General features: G+C 71.4%; 18 protein-coding genes and 1 tRNA gene. 13 read left to right on the forward strand and 6 right to left on the reverse strand.

Annotation, left to right across the window (positions count from 1 at the left end):
• The first annotated feature begins 54 nt into the window (after nt 1-54).
• Both ACQPZX_RS25605 and ACQPZX_RS25610 read left to right on the forward strand, forming a co-directional pair.
• On the forward strand, nt 55-522 hold the full coding sequence (locus ACQPZX_RS25605; RefSeq protein WP_433359804.1) for a hypothetical protein: 468 nt from the start codon (nt 55-57) through the stop codon (nt 520-522).
• Nucleotides 519-1616, forward strand: a complete 1098-nt coding sequence (locus ACQPZX_RS25610) for an MAB_1171c family putative transporter (protein WP_433359807.1) — start codon at nt 519-521, stop codon at nt 1614-1616. Before ACQPZX_RS25605 ends, ACQPZX_RS25610 begins: the two co-directional genes overlap by 4 nt.
• Here ACQPZX_RS25610 and ACQPZX_RS25615 read toward each other — a convergent pair.
• Nucleotides 1567-1971 (reverse strand): helix-turn-helix domain-containing protein, encoded by a 405-nt coding sequence (locus tag ACQPZX_RS25615; protein WP_433359810.1) that lies wholly within the window; start codon nt 1969-1971, stop codon nt 1567-1569. The two genes, ACQPZX_RS25610 and ACQPZX_RS25615, sit on opposite strands and share 50 nt — an antisense overlap.
• Before the next feature lie 167 nt (nt 1972-2138).
• Here ACQPZX_RS25615 and ACQPZX_RS25620 point away from each other — a divergent pair, with 167 nt between their 5' ends.
• Nucleotides 2139-3353 carry a cytochrome P450 gene (locus ACQPZX_RS25620; protein ID WP_433359813.1) on the forward strand — a complete coding sequence of 405 codons (1215 nt, stop codon included), beginning with the start codon at nt 2139-2141 and terminating at the stop codon, nt 3351-3353.
• A 76-nt stretch (nt 3354-3429) separates the two neighbouring features.
• Here the strand turns inward: ACQPZX_RS25620 and ACQPZX_RS25625 are convergent, their stop codons facing one another.
• Nucleotides 3430-4128, reverse strand: coding sequence for a hypothetical protein (locus ACQPZX_RS25625; RefSeq protein WP_433359816.1), 699 nt, complete (start codon nt 4126-4128; stop codon nt 3430-3432).
• 131 nt (nt 4129-4259) lie between these two features.
• On the opposite strand from ACQPZX_RS25625, the gene ACQPZX_RS25630 reads away from it, so the two are divergent.
• From ACQPZX_RS25630 to ACQPZX_RS25645, 4 genes are all read left to right on the forward strand, one after another.
• A tRNA-Pro gene (locus ACQPZX_RS25630) sits at nt 4260-4331 on the forward strand.
• A gap of 1 nt (nt 4332) precedes the next feature.
• Nucleotides 4333-6468: a hypothetical protein gene (locus tag ACQPZX_RS25635; RefSeq protein ID WP_433359819.1), complete on the forward strand. Its 2136-nt coding sequence runs from the start codon at nt 4333-4335 to the stop codon at nt 6466-6468.
• Between the two features lie 25 nt (nt 6469-6493).
• A complete protein-coding gene (locus tag ACQPZX_RS25640) occupies nt 6494-7018 on the forward strand; it encodes a HEAT repeat domain-containing protein (RefSeq protein ID WP_433359822.1) in 525 nt (174 codons plus the stop codon).
• A gap of 194 nt (nt 7019-7212) precedes the next feature.
• A complete protein-coding gene (locus ACQPZX_RS25645) occupies nt 7213-7863 on the forward strand; it encodes a hypothetical protein (RefSeq protein ID WP_433359825.1) in 651 nt (216 codons plus the stop codon).
• On the opposite strand, the gene ACQPZX_RS25650 is transcribed toward ACQPZX_RS25645, so the two are convergent.
• The 3 genes from ACQPZX_RS25650 to ACQPZX_RS25660 all read right to left on the reverse strand — a co-directional run bounded on the left by ACQPZX_RS25650 (nt 7854) and on the right by ACQPZX_RS25660 (nt 10346).
• Nucleotides 7854-8651, reverse strand: coding sequence for a phosphatase PAP2 family protein (locus ACQPZX_RS25650; protein WP_433359828.1), 798 nt, complete (start codon nt 8649-8651; stop codon nt 7854-7856). The two genes, ACQPZX_RS25645 and ACQPZX_RS25650, sit on opposite strands and share 10 nt — an antisense overlap.
• A gap of 117 nt (nt 8652-8768) precedes the next feature.
• A complete protein-coding gene (locus ACQPZX_RS25655; protein ID WP_433359831.1) occupies nt 8769-9722 on the reverse strand; it encodes a beta-ketoacyl-ACP synthase 3 in 954 nt (317 codons plus the stop codon).
• 153 nt (nt 9723-9875) lie between these two features.
• A complete protein-coding gene (locus tag ACQPZX_RS25660; RefSeq protein WP_433359834.1) occupies nt 9876-10346 on the reverse strand; it encodes a methyltransferase family protein in 471 nt (156 codons plus the stop codon).
• A 292-nt stretch (nt 10347-10638) separates the two neighbouring features.
• On the opposite strand from ACQPZX_RS25660, the gene ACQPZX_RS25665 reads away from it, so the two are divergent.
• On the forward strand, nt 10639-11184 hold the full coding sequence (locus ACQPZX_RS25665; RefSeq protein ID WP_433359837.1) for a TrmH family RNA methyltransferase: 546 nt from the start codon (nt 10639-10641) through the stop codon (nt 11182-11184).
• 313 nt (nt 11185-11497) lie between these two features.
• On the forward strand, nt 11498-11677 hold the full coding sequence (locus tag ACQPZX_RS25670) for a hypothetical protein (RefSeq protein WP_396027604.1): 180 nt from the start codon (nt 11498-11500) through the stop codon (nt 11675-11677).
• 201 nt (nt 11678-11878) lie between these two features.
• Here ACQPZX_RS25670 and ACQPZX_RS25675 read toward each other — a convergent pair whose 3' ends face one another.
• Entirely contained in the window at nt 11879-12280 is a 402-nt protein-coding gene (locus ACQPZX_RS25675) for an ester cyclase (RefSeq protein WP_433359841.1), read from the reverse strand.
• 689 nt (nt 12281-12969) lie between these two features.
• On the opposite strand from ACQPZX_RS25675, the gene ACQPZX_RS25680 reads away from it, so the two are divergent.
• Genes ACQPZX_RS25680 through ACQPZX_RS25695 form a run of 4 tightly spaced genes read left to right on the forward strand, consistent with a single transcriptional unit; the run spans nt 12970 to nt 18094 of the window.
• Nucleotides 12970-14448, forward strand: a complete 1479-nt coding sequence (locus ACQPZX_RS25680) for an FAD-linked oxidase C-terminal domain-containing protein (protein WP_433359844.1) — start codon at nt 12970-12972, stop codon at nt 14446-14448.
• Nucleotides 14448-15566: an FAD-binding oxidoreductase gene (locus ACQPZX_RS25685; RefSeq protein WP_433359847.1), complete on the forward strand. Its 1119-nt coding sequence runs from the start codon at nt 14448-14450 to the stop codon at nt 15564-15566. The genes ACQPZX_RS25680 and ACQPZX_RS25685 overlap by 1 nt, the downstream gene beginning before the upstream one ends.
• Entirely contained in the window at nt 15566-16930 is a 1365-nt protein-coding gene (locus ACQPZX_RS25690) for a (Fe-S)-binding protein (RefSeq protein WP_433359850.1), read from the forward strand. Before ACQPZX_RS25685 ends, ACQPZX_RS25690 begins: the two co-directional genes overlap by 1 nt.
• Nucleotides 16931-16933: 3 nt before the next feature.
• Complete coding sequence (locus ACQPZX_RS25695; protein ID WP_433359853.1) at nt 16934-18094, forward strand: MFS transporter; 1161 nt, start codon at nt 16934-16936, stop codon at nt 18092-18094.
• Nucleotides 18095-18124: the final 30 nt, after the last annotated feature.

The following is an 18124-nucleotide window of genomic DNA, read 5'->3' on the forward strand; positions in this document are numbered from 1 at the left end:
AGCGCTCTCTTCGCGCAGTTCCGTGCATCCCGACCTGCGGGTAGCCTTTCGACGGTGAAAGGTCTGCGGTGGCGGAGCGAGCGGCGCCTGCGGGGCATCAGGGTCCCCCGGCCGTTCGACCTCGACGCGTTCTGCGCCGAGGTCGCAGCGTTCCGCGGCCGCCCGCTGATCCGCCGCCCGGTTCCCGGCCTGTCCGCCGAGGCGCCCTGCGGCATGTGGATCGCGACCGACAAGGCCGACCACGTCTTCTACGACCCCGGCACGTCGCCGCTGCACGCCGAGCACATCGTGCTGCACGAGCTCGCGCACATCCTCTGCGGGCACTCCGGCGCCGACGACGCGCTGGCCAAGCTCTTCCCCGACCTCGACCCGGCCACGGTCAGCCGCGTGCTGGGCCGGGTCAGCTACACCTGCGAGCAGGAGCGCGAGGCCGAGATGGTGGCCTCGCTGATCCGCGGCCGGGCGGTCCCGCAGCCCGGCACGATCGGCCGGGTGGCCGACGCCTTCGGCTTCGTCGAGTGAGCCTGGACGTCGCGCTCATGGTGCTCCTCTGGGGCGCCACGCTCGCGCGGCTGCCGACCCTCTGGCGCGACCGGCGGCAGCAGGTGATGTGGGCGACGCTGTTCGCCGGGACGCTGACCGAGACCGCGACGTTCCCGCCGGTGGCGCGGGCCGTCGACTGGCCGATCCTGCCGCACCTGCTGGGCGCGGTCGCCGCGTTCGTGCTGCTGCGCTTCCTGGCCCTGCTCGCCGGCACCGGCGGCCTGCGCTGGCAGCTCGCGCTCACCTCGGCCGTGCTGGTCACGCTGCTCGCGCTGGACACCGTCGCGGGCGGGATCGACCCCAGCCCGGCGCGACTGAGCGGCCACCTCTCGCCGGCCACCGTCGCCTACTGGGTGGTGCTCGAGGGCTACCTGGGCGCGGTGCTCGTCACCACGACGCTGCTGTTCTGGTCGGTGGCCCGGGACGCGCCGGCCGGGCTGCCCCGGCTCGGATTGCGGACGATCGCGCTCGGCACCGGGATGATCGCCGTGTACGCGGCGGCCAAGACCGTCCTCATCGTGCTGCGCGGCGCCGGGGTGCCGATCGACTTCGAGGACGTGGCGCCGGGCGGCCGGCTGCTGCAGGGTGCGGGCACGCTGTTCGCGGTGGCCGGGGCGCTGGTGCCGGCCGGGCGGCGGGCGCGGTCGGTCTTCGGCACGTATCGCGACCTGCTGGTCCTGCGGCCGCTGTGGACCGCCGTGCGGGACGCGTTCCCCGAGGTCATCCTGTTCACGCCGCGGCGCGCGGTGATCGAGATGGCCGGCGTCGACGATGTCCACCTGCGGCTCTACCGGAGGGTCATCGAGATCAGGGACGGGATGCTGGCGCTCCGGCCGTACCTCCCTGGTCTTGATCATGAAACTCCGGAAGCGGAAGCCGCGGCAATCGCTCTCGCCCTGCGGCGTCGCGCCGACGGCGTCCCTCCGGCGGACGACACGCGGGGGTTCGCCCCGGTCGGACCGGAGATGTCCGACGAGGTGGCCTGGCTGAGCCGGGTGAGCCGCGCCTATCGCCAGGGCGGATTCACTGCTCCCGCTGCTCGGACTCCCAGACCTTCCGGATCAGCTCGCTGATCGTCTCGCGGCCGCGCGGCGAGACGTCGGCCGCGCGCAACGCGATCTCGGTGACGCCCGCGTCGCGGATCGTCCGGAGCAACTCGAGCTGAGCGTCGACCCGCCGGGTCTGCTCGTCGTCGAGAAAATACGAGACGGGTACGCCGAAATACGTCGCCAGCGCGGTCAGGTGCTGGACCGTCGGATTGTCACGGCGGCCGGTGCGCAGCTGCCAGATGTAGGTGTGCGAGATCGGCACGTCCTGCTCGCGGCGGATCGCCTCGGCGACCGCCATGTAGCTCGGCTCCGCCTGGCCCGCGGCGCGGACCTGACGGAACAACCGGTCGAGCTTCTCGGCGATGGAGAAGGCGCCCACCACGCCCCTCCCTCCCGGGTGCCCTATGTCAGAGCCCAGACGTCCATGAGCAGGGACGCTTGCCGCGTCCATGCACATCCCCCGATGTAGGACGTCATAAACTGTGGTTGATGAGACCGTCACGAGCCTAGGCCACCGGGTCCCGCCGCTCAAGTAGGGTCGGCCGAGTGGTGGACATTGTGGAAGGACCTGAGGTATCAGCCCTGCTCGGTGAGCTGACAACGCCGGCCGGACGGGAGGATCCGTACCCGCGGTATGCCCGCCTGCGGGAGATCTCGCCGGTGCTTCGGGCCGACGACGGCGCCCTGGTTGTCACCCATCATGCCGATTGCTCGGCCGTCACCCGAGATGCCCGGCTCGGCCATATGCCGGCGCACATGCTGGCGTTTGTCGGACTGCCCGACTGGGAGGACCATCCGGCGCTCCGCCAGCTGTTCACGAGCATGCTGGCCAGCAACCCGCCGGATCACACGCGGCTGCGGCGGCTCGTCAGCTCGGCGTTCACGGCCCGGCGGGTGCAGTCGCTGCGGCCGGCGATCGAGCGGATGGCCGAAGATCTGCTTGCTGAGGTTGACGGGCCGGGCGACTTCATCCAGGCGTTCGCGTTTCCGCTGCCGGTCGGCGTGATCGGCGAGCTGCTCGGGGTGCCGGCGGCCGATCGGGGGCAGTTCCAGTCTCTCGTACGGGATTGGTCGCAGTTGCTGGACACGATCACGCCCGCGGTGATCGCTCGCGCCGACCCCGCGGCCGCGACAATGCGAACCTATCTGGCATCGCTGGTCGCGTTGCGGCGTCGCCAGCCGCAGGACGACCTTCTCAGCGCCCTCGTCGCCGTCGAGGAGGAGGGTGATCGGCTCACCGAGGACGAGCTGCTGACGATGGCGGGGCTGCTCTTCGCCGCCGGGTTCGAGACCACGACGAATCTGCTGGCCAACGGGCTGGTCGCGCTGCTGTCCCACCCCGCGCAGATCCCACTGCTGCGGGCCGATCCCGCCGCCGCGGTCGAGGAGCTGCTGCGCTTCGACTCGCCGGTGCAGATCGTCTCGCGGGTCGCTTGGGAACCGACCGTGATCGCCGGGGTCGACATCTCACCCGGCGACCGACTTGTCGCTTATCTCGGGGCGGGCAATCACGACCCGGCGCGGTTCGACACGCCGTCGCGGCTCGATCTGTCCAGGTCGGACAACGCGCCGCTGTCCTTCGGCGGGGGCATCCACTACTGCCTGGGGGCGCCGCTCGCCCGTCTGGAGGCGCAGGTCGCCTTCCCGGCCCTCTTCGATCGCTTCCCCGGGATCAGCTTGGACGGCGCGCCGGCGCGACGGGACAGCCTGACGATCCGGGGATACACCAGCCTGCCGGTCGATTTCCGCCGGAAAAGTTAGACGCCGCTGCGAATTCCACGGGGGAAGAACTCGCAACGGCGCACGCCGAACATTAGACGACCCCGGGCGGGTCTGTCTATCCCACCCGCTGCACGACCGTGCCGACCAGCTTCTTCCAGTCCTGGTCGAAGCTCGGCCCGGTACTCGCGTTGTTGAGCTGGTAGAGCGCGTACGCGTCGACGAGCACCACGTTCGACGTCTGCGCGACCACGACGGCGGTGTCGGCCGTGCCCGGGTGGCTGGGCTCGTACTTCTTGTGCCGGATCACCACGAACCCGGCCCATCCGCCCTCGTTGAGCGGCTGCATCTCGACGGTCTCGGTGTAGGCCGGCTCGTTGCGGTCGCTGGTCTTGACGCCCGGCACCGACAAACTCTTCTGGCAGCCGTCGGCCACCCCGCGCAGCCCGGCGAGGGCGGCGTCGGCGCCCGACTTGTTGCCGTAGACCAGGGCGATCTGCTCGAGGGTCTGCGCGCCCTTCTCCCCCTCGTCGACCAGCGGCGCCGCGACGACCTGGCCGCCCGGGGGCACGCTCGGCGGCGCGGTGGTGCCGCCGCAGATGCTCACCAGCTGGCCGGGGTCGGCGCTCTGCTCCGGCGCGCTCCACGTCGGCCCGACCTCGGCGGCCTGCAGCAGCGCGCCGCGCATGGTGGTGGCCGTGATGAGGCCCCTGTCGGGCTGCTTGCCGTCGTCGTCGGAGTCGCTGCAGGCGGCCGTCACGGCGAGGGCGCAGAGGGCGGTGACGGCGATGCGGGCGGCTCGGGCGGTCGCGAACATCGGGCCATCTTTGCAGAAGTTCCCGCCGTCGCCGACTGCCGTACCGAGGGTGACCGGACGGCTCCGGCGCGCTGGAAAAATGGCTTACACCGAGCGTTCGGACCGGACTACCGTGGGCGCCCTGAACGAGACGACGTGTAGCTCAGCAGGAGAGCACCCGGCTAGGGACCGGGAGGGCGCGGGGGCGGCACCCGCCACGTCGGCATGGGCACGAACTATGCGGCCGGGCAGCTGGCCAGGGCACTGACGACGGCGGCGACGCACGAGGACGAGGCGGCGCGCTCACGCGCCGCCCTGCGGGCGGAGAAATGGCGGGCGGTCCTGTCCGGCATGCTGCGGGGCAGGCTGGCGATCGGTTCGCGTACGCCGGTGGCAGGCCTGCCCGCGTGGGTGACTCCCGAGGTGGTCCACGGCGGTTTCGCCACCGGCGCGGCGGTCGCGTCCGGGCCGCTCACCCGGCACGAGATGGCCGTCTCCCGGCGCAACGGGCTGCCGCTCTCCCGCCAGGCGGTGTTCGTCCACTATGTCGGCGAGGAGGGCCTGGCGGCCCTGACCGGCATGCTCGACAGCGGCGGCTTCCGGGTGGAGGTGCCCGAGGAGTCGGCGCTGCTGGTGGTGGCGTGGCTGGCCCGGGCCGGCTTGGGGGCGGAGGCGCTCGACCTGCTCGAGGTGCTCCGGCCGTACGCGGATCGGTTGCGCTTCTCCCCCACGCCCGCGCCCGCCCTTCCGGCCGCTGATCCGTCGCTGGTCTGGCGGCGGACGGCCGGCGAGACCGCGGCGGCGTTGCGCAGCCGCCGGCCGAACGCGCGGGTCGAGACGCAGCGGACGACGCTGCAGGTGTGGAACGGCTTCGCCGACAAGCTGCTCGGTTTGTGGCGGGAGACCGAGGTGGACGGCCGCCTCGGCGCGTTCGCGGATGCCCCGCGGGAGGGCACGGCATCCGTCGGCCGCGATGAGCCGTGGGCCCGTCGTGCCGAGGCTGCGGTTGCCGAGCACCGAGCGCTGACCGTGGCGCACCCGCCGAGCAAGCGCCACGGTGGACCGAAGGCGAACGTGACGGTCCTGGTGACCGCCCTCGACGACCTGCTGCACGGGCGGCCGTGGCGGGGTGGGCTCGTGCGGACGGCGGTCGACGCCATGGTCCGCAAGCGTGGCGTGCCCGGCAGCGCCTCGCACGCGGCCCTGCGGTCCTGGCAGGAGCAGGTGGCATCCCAGCCGGGGCACTGCGAGATCGCCGTAGCGGTGGCCGCGCGGTTCGCCGAGCTGCCGGCCGATGCGGGCGTCACCGAGATCGACGCGGTTTGGCCGCCCGAGGCCGACGTGCCGGCATCGATCGAGCGGGTGGCCCGGCGGGCGACGGCCGGGACGGTCGAGGAGCTGCTCGCGGCCGGGCTGGTGCCGTCGGCCGAGGTTCTGGCGTCGTTCGTGCCCCGGATGACGGCCCGGGCGGTCGCGGCGGCGTACCCGTCGGCGGACCTGCGCGGGGTGATGGCGGCGACCTACCTCGCCTTCCGCAAGCGGCGCACACTGCTGCTCACCGGCCTGGCGTCGCAGGTGCGGATGGAGGAGCTGCCGTGGGTGCGCGCCGTCGCCCCGCAGCGGTCCACCGGCGCCGACGCCCGCCGGGACGCCGCCGGCACGCTGCGCCACCTCGGCGGGCTCGCGCTCTCGTCGTTCCCGGCGACGCTGCTGCCCAACCCGTTCGTGCGCGAGCTGGCGACGCTGAGCCGGGAGGCGGAGCTCGGCCTGCCCTGGGTCGAGGAGCTGGCCGCCGACATCTTCGACGGCCGCTTCGTCACGAAATACCTCAAGGCGGCCCAGCTGGCCGGCGAGCTGCTGGCCGGGACGCTGTACGAGCGCTACTACGGCATCGACTACCCGGCGATCGCCCGGCTGACCGCGGACGGCAAGGTGGCGACGCCGTTCGGCGAGCTGTGCCGGCGGCGGGCCGGCGACCCGCGCGGCAACGTCGCGGCCAACGGCATGGTCATCGAGCAGGCGCAGATCCTCACCACCCACAACCTCGCGACGCTGATCCGTGGCGCCGGCACGCCGGCGCCGGGCGACGCGGCCGCACAGTGCTTCGCAAAGGCTTCCCGGCTAGCGCGCGGCCTGGGCGGCCCGCACGCGAACCGCCAGGTCAAGGACATCGCCTACGCCTGGCGCCAAATGCTGTTCTTCGCGTCGCTGAGCGGGGACGCGAGCTCATTCGTCGCCGGCCTCCCGGCCGAGGGCCGCCTCGCGCCGGTCGTCACCGGCCTGCGCGAGGTGCTCGACGGCCGCGAGGCCCGCCCGTTCACCGGCTGGACCGTGCGGCGGCACTGGCTGCTCGGCCCGTGACCTATCATCGTCGATCGCAGGGTCCGTGAGCGGAAGGTCCGGGGTGCTGGAGAACCGTCTCATCGAGCTGTTCCGGTCGACGCCCGACGATGACGTCAAGGTCGAGGCGCTCGAGGCGCTCGACGAGCATGTCGCGGATCCGCAAGTGATCGCGTTCCTCACCGCGGTGACCGCCGACTCTGACGAGTACGACCTTGCCCGCATCGAGTGCATGAAGATCCTGCGGTTATGGCCACCGCCGGCGCCGGACGCGCGCCGCGACGCCGGGCGAGCCCTCGCGGCGGCGCTGCGGGAGGACGACGAGCTTCTCCGCCAGTACGCCGCGATGTCGCTCGGGCCTTACCTGGACGACCCGCTGGTCTTCGAGGCACTGACGGTCGCCGTGCTGCACGACGACGACCTCGACGTTCGGCACAACGCGCTGGCCGCGGTCGCCGAGGCCGGCCCCGCCGACCGCCACGCCGACCTCCTGCGCCGCTTGGCCGGCGATGCCGGACTGGGCCACGCGGCAGCCCGGACCCTGGACCGCTGGGCAGGCGGCGCCCATTAGTTGATCTTATTCGGGCCGGCACGTTATGTTGCCCGGCGGCCCGCAGGTCCACCTTGGGCTCTGGACATGTCGAGAGGCAACGCATGATTCCCCAATGGCGGGTCGACTGGGTCGCGCGGGAGAACATTCGTCGCGAGCAGGCCGGCGGTGCCGTCCTGCAATCCTGGGCCTACCAGGGAGACGAACTGCAAGTCATGCGATCGATTGCCGCGTCCTTCCGCGGGCAGCCGGATCCCGCGTTTCCGGACGAGCTCGTCCATCTGACGATCCCCGGGACGCGCCTTGTCGAGGCGCCGCGGGTCGTCGACATGCCGCCGGTCACGGCCGTCCTTCCGCCGCCGGTGATGCCGGCCGGTAATCCGCCGTCCGGCGTCTCGGTCGGCGTCGAGGGTGTTGCCATCGTGACCAGCCGGCGGTTGCGGTTCCTCGGGCCGGGATTCGCCCGGGAATGGCCGTACGACGTCCTGACCGGGCTGAAGGACGATGACCGGGCGCCGATCACGCTGCTGCAGGTCGCCGGCGCCGGACCGTCCGGCGTGCTGGTTCCGGCGGCCGCCGCGAACAGGTTCCGCTTGCATCTTCGCCTGGCGATCGCCGACACCGCCGGCAACCGGGCCGGCGTGGTCGCTCAGATCGACCAGTTCATCGGATGGCATCAGACGCACCGCCCAGGACCGGCGGCCAAGGCGGAGCCGCACGAGGCTCCGGCGTGGGCATGGTGGACGAAGGGCCGCCTGATCACGGCGGCGGTGGTGGCCGGGCTGGTCTTCTGCTGCTGCGGCGGCAAAGTCCTCAACCAGGCGACCGACCGATCCGCGCTACCGGCCGCGACCTATCACCGCTGACCTGCCAGCGCCGGCAGCCGGTCGACATCCTCCCGCGGCGACGGTGTCATCGTGGCGGCGCGCCGTGGCCGGATCGATCCGGCCAGCAGCCAGCACAGCGTGGTCAGGGTGGCTCCGGCGAGCGCGTCGACGAGGTAGTGGTTCGCGGTGCACAGCACGGTGATCACCATGGCCACCGGCAGGGTGACCGCGACAAGGCGCAGCAGCACATGCCGGGACGCGGCGGCGATGGCCAGCCCGATGACCAAGTCCCAGCCGACGTGCAGACTCGGCATGGCGGCGTACTGGTTGGTGAACATCGCCGGCTGCAACACCCGGTAGGCGTGCGCCCCGGCCGTGACGGTGTCGGTCATGCCGAGACCGGCCAGCCGCGGCGGCGCCACCGGGAACGTCGCGAAGATGATCAGCCCGATCCCGCCGGACAACAGCATCGTGTTGCGGGCCCGCAGGTAGACCGCGGGATGCCGCCGTGCCAGCCAGATCAGCGTTATCGCGATGACCGGCCAATGACCCCAGATGTAGATGCCGTTCAGCACCGTACGCAGAAACGGCACGCTCATCGCCGACGCCTGCCATCCGGGTTCGTGGAAGAGCCCCAGCGCGCGTTCCAGGCCGACCACGGAATGCGCGTTGCGCACGGCCTCGGCGGTGGCCGCCTGGGTAGCGCCGCGGACCAGGAAGTACGCCGCGACGGCCGCGACCATGACGGCCAGTTGTGGCAGCAGGCGCACCCGCTCGGCGGTGTTTCCCTGCGGTCCCGGCCGTCTTGTCCCCGTGATCATTGACATGCTTCGGAGCCTGGTCGTTCACGCTCGCCGCGCCATCCGGCATCAGCTCCGACGTCACCCTGAATTCCGCGGCGCCACGCCCCGTAAGGGATTGATCTTTGTGCCGGGCCGGGTAGGTCAGGGCAGGGTGACGACCTGAGCCGCGTACGCGAGGCCGGCGCCGAAGCCCACCAGCAGCGCGGGACCCGTCGTGTCGGGCAGGGCCGCCATCGCCTGGGGGATGGAGGCCGCGCCGGTGTTGCCGTTGGTGGTGATGTCGGTGGCCACCCGGACGTGCGGGCCGAGCCCCAGGGCCTTGGCGACGACCGAGGTGATGCGCAGGTTGGCCTGGTGCGGGATGAAGGCCGCGAGGTCGGCCGCGGAGATGCCCGCCGCGTCCAGCGCGCGCCTGGCCAGGCCGGGAATCACGGAGGTCGCCCAGCGGAAGACCTCGGGGCCGGCCATGCGCAGGATGCCCGCCTCGTCGTACCGCAGCAGCTCGCTCCCGGAGCCGTCGGCGCCCCACACCACCGGGCCGATGCCGCACGTCTGTGCCGGGCCGACGACCACCGCGCCCGCGCCGTCCCCGAAGAGGAACGCTGTGCCGCGGTCGCGCTCGTCGATGATGTCGGTCATGCGCTCGGCGCCGACCAGGACCACGTGGCCGGCCGAGCCGTTGCGGACGAGCGCGTCGGCGGTCGCCAGCGCGTACGGGAAACCGGCGCACGCCGCTCCCAGATCCATCGCGGCGGCCGAGGTGGCGCCCAGCGCGTCGGCCACCAGGGGCGCCGCGGTGGTCGCGCGGCCGCGGTGGGACATCGTCGCCACCAGGACGGCCGAGACGTCCTGCGGATCGACGCCGGCGCCGGCCAGGGCCTTGGAGGCGGCCGCCGCGGCCATCGTGACCAGGTCCTCGTCGGGTGCGGCGCGCCGGCGCGACTCGATGCCGCAGCGGCGGCGGATCCATTCGTCGCTCGAGTCGATCAGGGCGGCGATCGTCTCGTTGCCCACCTCGGTGCGGGGGCGGTACGTGGCGACGCTCAGGATGCGCGACCCGGGGTGACCGGCGCGGCGCTGCAAAGGTTTGGCCATGGCCAATCCAAGCATGCCCAGCTGGGCGCCCTCTGTTTGTTTCATTCCTCGCCGGTAACCAAGCGTTCGCGGGTTCGGCGAGGCCCCGTCCAGCCTCAGATCAAGTCGTCACACAACCTCGACCAGGCTGCCTGGACAGCACATCTAGTCTTGTCACAGCCAGCGACGCACGCGTCGCGTGTAGTCGTCGTACTGCGCACCGAACCGCTCGTGCAGGAATCGCTCCTCGGGCCGGATCGCGCCCCAGCGGACGAGCAGCACCGCGGCTGGCAACAGCACGAGCCCCCAGAACGTGGGTGCGAGCAGCGCCAGCCCGAGGTAGAGCGCGAGCAGGCCGACGTACAACGGATTGCGAGAGAGGCGGTACGGACCCTCCTCGATCATCGCGGCGGTCGGCTGTCCCGGCAACAGTCCGGTCTGATGTCGGCCGAACAGCCACAGGGACCAGCCGTTCCACCCGGCGAAGAACAGCACCAGTGCCCAGCCGAGCGGAATCCGCCACACGCCGAGGTCGACCGGCTCTCCCCAGCGCAGCGTGGCAAGCCAGCCGACGAGCAGGGGCGCGCCGATCGCGACCGGCGGCCAAAGCCGGAACGCGACGGTGTCCGCAGAGCCGTGCACCATGCCCGCATTGTCGCGCGTGATGACGGCAGCTGCCGGCACCACGAAATGACAAACCGTGAGCCTGCGCAAGCAGATCAGAGCGTCTGCATTCCCGCTCATCGGCACAAGAGTCTGTCGAGCCGCTCCGCCGTGTGTCATGCCGCGTGACGGCTCAGGGTCGGCCGCCCCGCGTGGCCGGCCGCAGATCCGGACCCCTGATCTCGGTTGAGGGCCTGTATCCTGTTGATCGAAGGCAAACATCTCTTATCGATGGCTCGCGTGCGCCGAGAAGCACGTCTCACATGATCTTCGAATGCTGGAGCGCGTCTGCTCCCCTTTGGTGAAGGCCGCGATCCGGGTCCGGACTTCCCGGGAGATCCGGTCGGCCCGGCGTCCTCGCCGGCACCAATGCTGGGGACACCTCATCGCGGCACCCCTGTGGCCCTTGCACGGCACGAACCTCGGCACGCTGCTGCGCACCTGTGACGCGGTCGGAGCCTGTCTAGCGGTCCCACCGTTCGGCTGGGTGGACGCTGCCCTCGCCCGCGGCAACACGCTGCGGCAGCCCACCTGCGTGCACCGCGTCGGCAATCCACTGCGCTGGCTTGCCGACGAGCACCGAACCGGGGCGCACATCCTCGGAGTCGAACTGGCCGACGAAGCGATCCGGCTCGCCGACCTGCCCCCGGCCCGGCACCGGACCGTCATGGTGCTCGGGCACGAGGCAACCGGCATCCCGCCCGAGGCGCTCGACCTTCTCGACGATGCCGTGGAGATCCCGATGGTGGGCACCGGGTCCAGCCTCAACGTCGCCGTCGCCGGGTCGCTGGTGCTGTACAAGCTCGCCGGCCTGCTGTAGCAGCCACGCGAAAAGCCGCCCGTCGGCGCGATTGCCGGCCGGGTCAGTGTGTGAGCGGCAGCTCGACGTCACACGGTGACAGTCGCCGAGCTGGCACCCAGCGGGTACCGTGATGCGCACGTGAATCGATTGGAGCCGCAACTCCTTCCGATCCGCCTGGGAAACGGAGGCCGTGGCAAGCCACGCACTCCACATGCTGGCTCGGCTGATGCCGGGCCGGCCGGGGGCGGCCTCGAAATTTCGGCCGTGCCGCAGCGGGGCCGACCGAGCTTCCGGGTCGCCCACACCCCCCAGGTGATTGGAAGGTGGTTCGATGATCGATCCACGTGGCACAACTGAAAAGCCTGAGCAGAGTCACCTCCCGTTGCGGTGGGTTGTGATTCTGGCTGTCGGCACCGGCGTGGGACTTCTGATCGGCTTTACGGCTGGTCCCGCGGCAGGTGTGACGGTGGGCGTCGCGACGGTCGGTTTGCTTCATCGCATCGTTCGCTAGCCCTGCTCAGGACTGCCTGAAATTGCTCAGGCACGGAGAGGTTTCGACCTGTTGCCCCGCGCTGGCCGAACCCGTCTGGCCCTCGGCTGTGTGTCGAGGGCCAGCTTCGTCCGAAGAATGCACGTGTGTGGGCAGTTCGATTCTCGCATGTTGCCGCCGCGCGCACATGGACAGCAGCAGATCAGTTCGTCGAGCCCGCCTTCACTGTTTCTCTGGCGTCAACAACTGGCGTCGTATGTTGTCGGTGTCTATCAACGACCACACGTTTTCGATCCGGTTCTCGCGAAACTGGTAAAACACGTGCTCGGCGAACGAAACCCTGCGACCGTCCGCATCTATGCCGAGAAAGACCTGCTGGGGCGTGCAATCGAACCACAGCCGGCAGGCGACATAGTCTGAGCGAACGACGAGCAGCTTGATCTCGTAGTGTAGATCAGGGATTTTCTGCACATCGTCGGCGAGTAGCGCCTTGTACTTGTCGCGTGCCCACTCCTCGCCGTTGTAGGTGAGTCGATCATGCACAAACCGGTCAAGGTCGTCGAAACGTCGGCCATTCAACGCGGCGATATAATCGCGATAGATGTCCTCGAGCTGTTCGCTCATCGTGTGCTCCAAGGGTCGAGTTCCAGGATTCTGATATGGCGACACCGACCGGCGCCTCGCCCATGGTTGTGTCTTCGGGAAATTCCATGAGCCGCGAATGACGGCGCTGGCTGGAGTACCTCATCCGCGTCCAGCACACACCTGCACCGACCGCCGAAGGGCAGCTGATCGGCAGGCCGCGACGACAGCGAAAGCCGAATTTGGCCGGCCTGCTCGTCGTACCAGCGGTAAAACGTTCCAGGTTGACCGCCAGACCGCTTAGACAGCTCCCGTGCGACACTGCCATCTTGCCGGCGGCACGGCCTTCATGGCCGGCAGGTCCCACGGGCATGAAGAGCACTCTAAGACGGCAATGGTTCGTCCGGTTCCGGCGACGCGCCCAACAGCGCCCGCACCGATCGCCATACAGGCGAGCAGGTCCGCGACTATTGGCAAGCGCTGTTGATGTGCTCTGCAAACGAAGCCGAAGCGGCGCACCCTCATCGGCAGAAGAATGCACACGGGGTCCTGCGCAATAAGTCTGCCTTGATGAACGCCCACGCTAACCCGGACGGGAGCATGGGCCGGCCCAAGATGCCCCAGAGGCCGAGCGCAGGGGCGTTGCTCTCGCGGCCGGAGGCGCTGAGCTGTCGCGCGGGGCGCGGGTGGCGGGTTACGTTGAGCCCGACCCGTCGGTGAGGAGGTCGGTCGTGGCTGATGTCGAAGGGCTGGCCGGGCGGCTGCGGGCCGCGCTCGGGGCCGAGCGGGTGATCACCGACCGCCAGGAGCTGCGCACGTACGAGTGCGACGGGCTGGCACACTACAAAGTCATTCCGGCGCTGGTGGCGCTGCCCCAGGACGCGGCGCAGACCGCGGCCGTGGTGCGGGCCTGTGCCGACGCCGGCGTGCCGTTCGTCGCGCGGGGGTCGGGGACGGGGCTGTCGGGTGGAGCGCTTCCCCACGCCGACGGGGTGCTGATCGTGACGGCGCAGATGCGGCGGATCCTCGACGTCGATCCGGCGGACGAGCGGGCCGTCGTCGAGCCGGGGGTGATCAACCTGCAGGTGACGAGGGCCGCCACGCCGCAGGGTTATTACTACGCGCCGGATCCGTCGAGTCAGCAGATCTGCTCGATCGGTGGCAACGTCGCGGAGAACTCGGGTGGGGCGCACTGCCTGAAGTACGGGTTCACGACCAATCACGTCACCGGCCTGCAGGTGGTCACGCCGGACGGGGAGATCACGCGGCTCGGCGGCGGGCGGGCGCTCGACCCGCCCGGGTACGACCTGCTCGGGGCGTTCGTCGGGTCGGAGGGGACGCTCGGCGTCGCCACCGAGGTGACCGTCAAGCTCACCCGGCTGCCCGAGGCGGTGCGCACGCTGCTCGCCGCGTTCCGCGGCACCGATCAGGCGGGGGCGGCCACCTCGGCGATCATCGGCGCGGGGGTGGTGCCGGCCGCGATCGAGATGATGGACGCGCTCGCGATCGAGGCCGCCGAGGCCGCGGTGGCCTGCGGCTACCCGGAGGGCGCGGGCGCGGTGCTGATCGTCGAGCTGGACGGGCCGGCCGCCGAGGTGGCGGCGCAGTTCGACGAGGTGACCCGGCTCTGCGAGGAGAACGGGGCCTTCGAGATCCGGATCGCGGCCGACGACGCCGAGCGGGCGCTGTTCTGGAAGGGGCGCAAGTCGGCGTTCGCGGCGGTGGGGCGGATCAGCCCGGACTACATCGTGCAGGACGGCGTGATCCCGCGGACCGCGCTGCCCGAGGTGCTGCGCCGCATCGACGACCTCGCCACCTCGCACGGGGTGCGGGTGGCGAATGTCTTCCACGCCGGCGACGGCAACCTGCATCCACTGGTGCTCTTCGACGACGGGGTGGAGGGAGAGGCCGAGCGGGCCGAGGCGGCGTCCGGCGCGATCATCGACCTCTGCATCGAGTACGGCGGGTCGATCACCGGCGAGCACGGGGTGGGCGCCGACAAGGCGAAGTACATGCCGCGCATGTTCACCGACGACGACCTCGACACGATGCAGCTGGTCCGCTGCGCCTTCGACCCGTCGGGCCTCGCCAACCCGGGCAAGATCTTCCCGACCCCGCGGCTGTGCGGCGAGCGCCCGGGCCGCCACCAGGGGGCGCACCCCTCGCAGGAGGCCGCCAAACCGGACTGGCACGGCGCGGAGGTCTTCTGATGTCGGTCCTGGATGACCTCGCGCGGCCGGCCAAAGACGATGACGTCGTCGGCGGCGTGCCCGCCCGCAAGATAGCCGCGCCGAAAACCACCGAGGAGGCGGCCGCGCTGATCAAGGCCGCCCAGGATCTCGCCGTCGTCATCCGCGGCGCCGGCACGAAGATCGACTGGGGCGTGCCACCCCGCGAGCTCGACCTGATCATCGACACGCACCGGATAACGGGCGTCGTGGAGCACGCGGCCGGCGACCTCATCACGGTCGTCAAGGCCGGGACACCGCTGAGGGACATCGACCTCGGCGACCAGGTGCTCGCCCTCGACGGCCCCGAGGACGCGACGGTCGGCGGAACGGTCGCCACCAACACCAGCGGGCCGCGGCGCCTGCATTACGGCAGCGTCCGCGACCTGCTCATCGGCATCACCGTGGTGCGCCCGGACGGCAAGGTCGCCAAGTCCGGCGGCAAGGTCGTCAAGAACGTCGCCGGGTACGACCTGGGCAAGCTGTTCACCGGCGCCTACGGCACCCTGGGCCTGATCACCGAGTGCGCGTTCCGCCTGCACCCCCGCCCCCGCGCCGCCTCCTACGTGGTGGCCAAGGCCCCCGCGACCGACGCGGCCCGGGTCCGGGAGGCACGGGTGGCGCCGGCCGCGGTCGAGTACGACTCGCAGACCGGCGAGTTGGCCGTCCTGATCGAGGGCACCGCCGAGGGCGTACGGGAAAGGACCGCGACGATCGCGAAGCTGATCGGCGGCGACGTGCGCGACGACCCACCCGGCTGGTGGGGTGTGGACCCGTGGCCGGCGGGCGGGATCGGGATGAAGCTGTCGGTGCCGCTGTCGAAGGTGCCCGAGCTGGCCGGCGGCGGCGACCCGGTGCGGGGATCGGCGGGAACGGGCGTGCTCTACGCGAGCCCGGCCGGCATCACCGAGGTCGAACGGCTGCGCGGCCTGTGCGTGCGGCTGGGCGGGCACGCGGTCGTGCTCACCGCGCCCCCGGAGGTGCGGGAGATCCTCGACATGTGGGGGCCGGTGCAGGGGCTCCCGGTGATGCGCCGGATCAAGGAACAGTTCGATCCGGGGCATCGGTTCGCGCCCGGCCGCTTCGTGGGAGGGATCTGATGGTCGACGCCACGTGGGGCACCGGCGAGGCGCCCCGGGACGTGCTCGGGCCGGTGAGGGCGGAACCGGCCTTCGACGGCGACCACCCGCCGCGCAAGGACCTGATCGCCGACTGCGTGCACTGCGGGTTCTGCCTGCCCACCTGCCCGACCTACGTGCTGTGGGGCGCCGAGGCCGACTCGCCGCGCGGCCGGATCTACCTGATGAACCAGGGCGTCGGCGGCGAGCCGCTCAGCGACTCGATGGTCGGGCACTTCGACGCCTGCCTCGGCTGCATGTCGTGCGTTACCGCCTGCCCGTCGGGCGTGCGATACGACCGGCTCATCGAGGACACTCGCGCTCAGATCGAGCGCCGCCACACGCGTACGCCGAAAGACCGTGCCCTGCGCGCGGCGATCTTCGCCCTGTTCCCCTATCCGCGGCGCCTCCGGCTGCTGCGGGGGCCGCTGCGCGCGTACCAGAGCTCCGGTTTGCAAAAGCTCGTGGCCCGCACCGGCCTCCTCCCCCGGCTCGCACCCACCCTCGCGACCCTCGAATCGCTGGCGCCGCGGCTGCGAAGCGTGCCGCGGCCGCCGCGGCGGATCCCGGCGCGCGGCCCGCGCCGCGCGGTTGTCGGCATGCTCACCGGGTGCGTGCAGAGCGCGTTCTTCCCCGACGTCAACTCGGCGACCGTCCGGGTGCTGGCCGCCGAGGGCTGCGAGGTGCTGATCCCGCCGTCGCAGGGCTGCTGCGGCGCGCTCAGCGTCCACAACGGACGCAAGGAAGAAGCGCAGCGTTTCGCCCGGCGGCTCATCGCCACCTTCGAGAAGACCGGGATGGATTATTTCGTGGTGAACGCCGCCGGGTGCGGGTCGTCGCTCAAGGAGTACGACGAGTTGCTCTCAGACGATCCCGCCTATGCGTCACGGGCGGCGGCCTTCACCGCGAAGGTGCGCGACCTGGCCGAGCTGCTCGCCGAGCTGGGACCGGTCGCCACCCGGCATCGGCTCGACGTGACCGTCGCCTACCACGACGCGTGTCACCTCGGGCACGCGCAGGGCATCCGCGCCCAGCCGCGCGCCCTGCTTCGGGGCATCCCCGGCCTGACCGTCAAGGAGATCGCCGACCCGGAGATCTGCTGCGGCTCGGCCGGCATCTGGAACGTGCTCAACCCGGAACCGGCCGCCCAGCTCGGCGATCGCAAGGCCGCCAACGTCCTCGCCACCGGCGCGTCCGTGCTGGTCACCGCGAATCCCGGTTGTCTCATGCAGGTGGCGGCGGCGATCCAGCGCCAGGGTGGCGAGATCGCGCTCGCGCACACCGCCCAGGTGCTCGACGCGTCGATCCGAGATCTGGGCGCCGGCGCGATTGCGGGCGGCCGCTGAGGGATGCGCGCGCGGATCGTCCTGGTCGCCCTGGCCCTGTCGACCTTCTTCTTCGTCACCGTCGAAACGCTCCCGATCGGCCTGCTTCCGCAGATCGCCGGCGGCGTGCACGTCTCCCCGTCGTCGGTCGGGCTGCTCGTCACCGCGTACGGTCTGGTCGTCGTGGTCGCGACGATCCCCCTCACCCGCCTCACCCACCGATGGCCGCGCCGGCGCCTGCTCACCGCCCTGCTGCTCATCGCGGCCGGCGCGACCGCCCTCTCCGCGATCGCGCCGTCCTACCCTTTCCTGCTGGCCGGCCGGGTCGTGACGGCACTGAGTCAGGCCGTCTTCTGGGCGGTCGTGACACCCGCCGCCGCCGGCCTTTTTCCTCCGCGGGCGCGGGGTCGCGCCATAGCCGTCCTGTACGCGGGGAGCTCCGCCGGCCCGCTGATCGGGGTGCCCGCCGGAACCTGGCTGGGTCAGCAGCTCGGGTGGCGCGCGCCGTTCCTGGCGCTGTCGGTGGCGGGCCTGGTCATCGCCGGGATCATCGTCAGCCTCATGCCCGACATCCCGCCCGGCGAGGGTCACGCCGACCGGGGCAGCGAGCCGAACCGCGCCCGCTACCGCACCCTGGTCGTCGCCACCGCGGTGACGGTGACCGGCGTGTTCACCGCGATCACCGTCATCACGCCGTTCCTCACCGACGTCAGCGGCATCTCGTCGTCGCTGATCGCCGGAGTCCTGCTGATCCGGGGCGTGGCCGGCATGTCGGGCGTGGTCGTCGCGGGCTTCGTGCCCGAGCGCCACACCTGGCGGGCCTTGGTCGCGCTGACCGCGCTGGAGACGGTCGCCCTGGCACTGCAGGGCCTGTGGGCGGCCCACGCGGGCGCGGCGGTGGTCGCCGTCGCGGCCGGCAGCTTCGCCCTGTCCGGGATCGTCACGGTCAACGGCACCCGCGTGTTGCAGGTGGCGCCGGCCGGCACCGACATGGCCTCGGCCGCCGTGTCGACCGCCTTCAACGTCGGCATCACCGCGGGCGCGCTGATCGGCAGCCTCATGCTGTCCACCGCCCTGCGGGGCGCGCCCTTCGTCGCCGCGGCCTTCGCCCTCGGCGGGGTGGTCACGTTCCTGCTCGAGCCGCGGCTGGCGGCCCGTTCCGAACCCGAGCGCGTCGACGCTTGACCCTGACGCTGCGTCAACCCCGCATCCTGT

It is taken from the genome of Actinoplanes sp. CA-142083 (assembly GCF_050942195.1).
Classification (GTDB): Bacteria; Actinomycetota; Actinomycetes; order Mycobacteriales; family Micromonosporaceae; genus Actinoplanes.

Excerpts from the sequence above, each read along its gene's own strand:
- ACQPZX_RS25625 (WP_433359816.1), bottom strand. The coding sequence starts at position 4,128 with ATGTTCGCGACCGCCCGAGCCGCCCGCATCGCCGTCACCGCCCTCTGC.
- ACQPZX_RS25635 (WP_433359819.1), top strand. The coding sequence starts at position 4,333 with ATGGGCACGAACTATGCGGCCGGGCAGCTGGCCAGGGCACTGACGACG.
- ACQPZX_RS25645 (WP_433359825.1), top strand. The coding sequence starts at position 7,213 with ATGCGATCGATTGCCGCGTCCTTCCGCGGGCAGCCGGATCCCGCGTTT.
- ACQPZX_RS25650 (WP_433359828.1), bottom strand. The coding sequence starts at position 8,651 with ATGTCAATGATCACGGGGACAAGACGGCCGGGACCGCAGGGAAACACC.
- ACQPZX_RS25655 (WP_433359831.1), bottom strand. The coding sequence starts at position 9,722 with ATGGCCAAACCTTTGCAGCGCCGCGCCGGTCACCCCGGGTCGCGCATC.
- ACQPZX_RS25660 (WP_433359834.1), bottom strand. The coding sequence starts at position 10,346 with ATGGTGCACGGCTCTGCGGACACCGTCGCGTTCCGGCTTTGGCCGCCG.
- ACQPZX_RS25665 (WP_433359837.1), top strand. The coding sequence starts at position 10,639 with ATGCTGGAGCGCGTCTGCTCCCCTTTGGTGAAGGCCGCGATCCGGGTC.
- ACQPZX_RS25670 (WP_396027604.1), top strand. The coding sequence starts at position 11,498 with ATGATCGATCCACGTGGCACAACTGAAAAGCCTGAGCAGAGTCACCTC.
- ACQPZX_RS25675 (WP_433359841.1), bottom strand. The coding sequence starts at position 12,280 with ATGAGCGAACAGCTCGAGGACATCTATCGCGATTATATCGCCGCGTTG.
- ACQPZX_RS25685 (WP_433359847.1), top strand. The coding sequence starts at position 14,448 with ATGTCGGTCCTGGATGACCTCGCGCGGCCGGCCAAAGACGATGACGTC.
- ACQPZX_RS25690 (WP_433359850.1), top strand. The coding sequence starts at position 15,566 with ATGGTCGACGCCACGTGGGGCACCGGCGAGGCGCCCCGGGACGTGCTC.
- ACQPZX_RS25695 (WP_433359853.1), top strand. The coding sequence starts at position 16,934 with ATGCGCGCGCGGATCGTCCTGGTCGCCCTGGCCCTGTCGACCTTCTTC.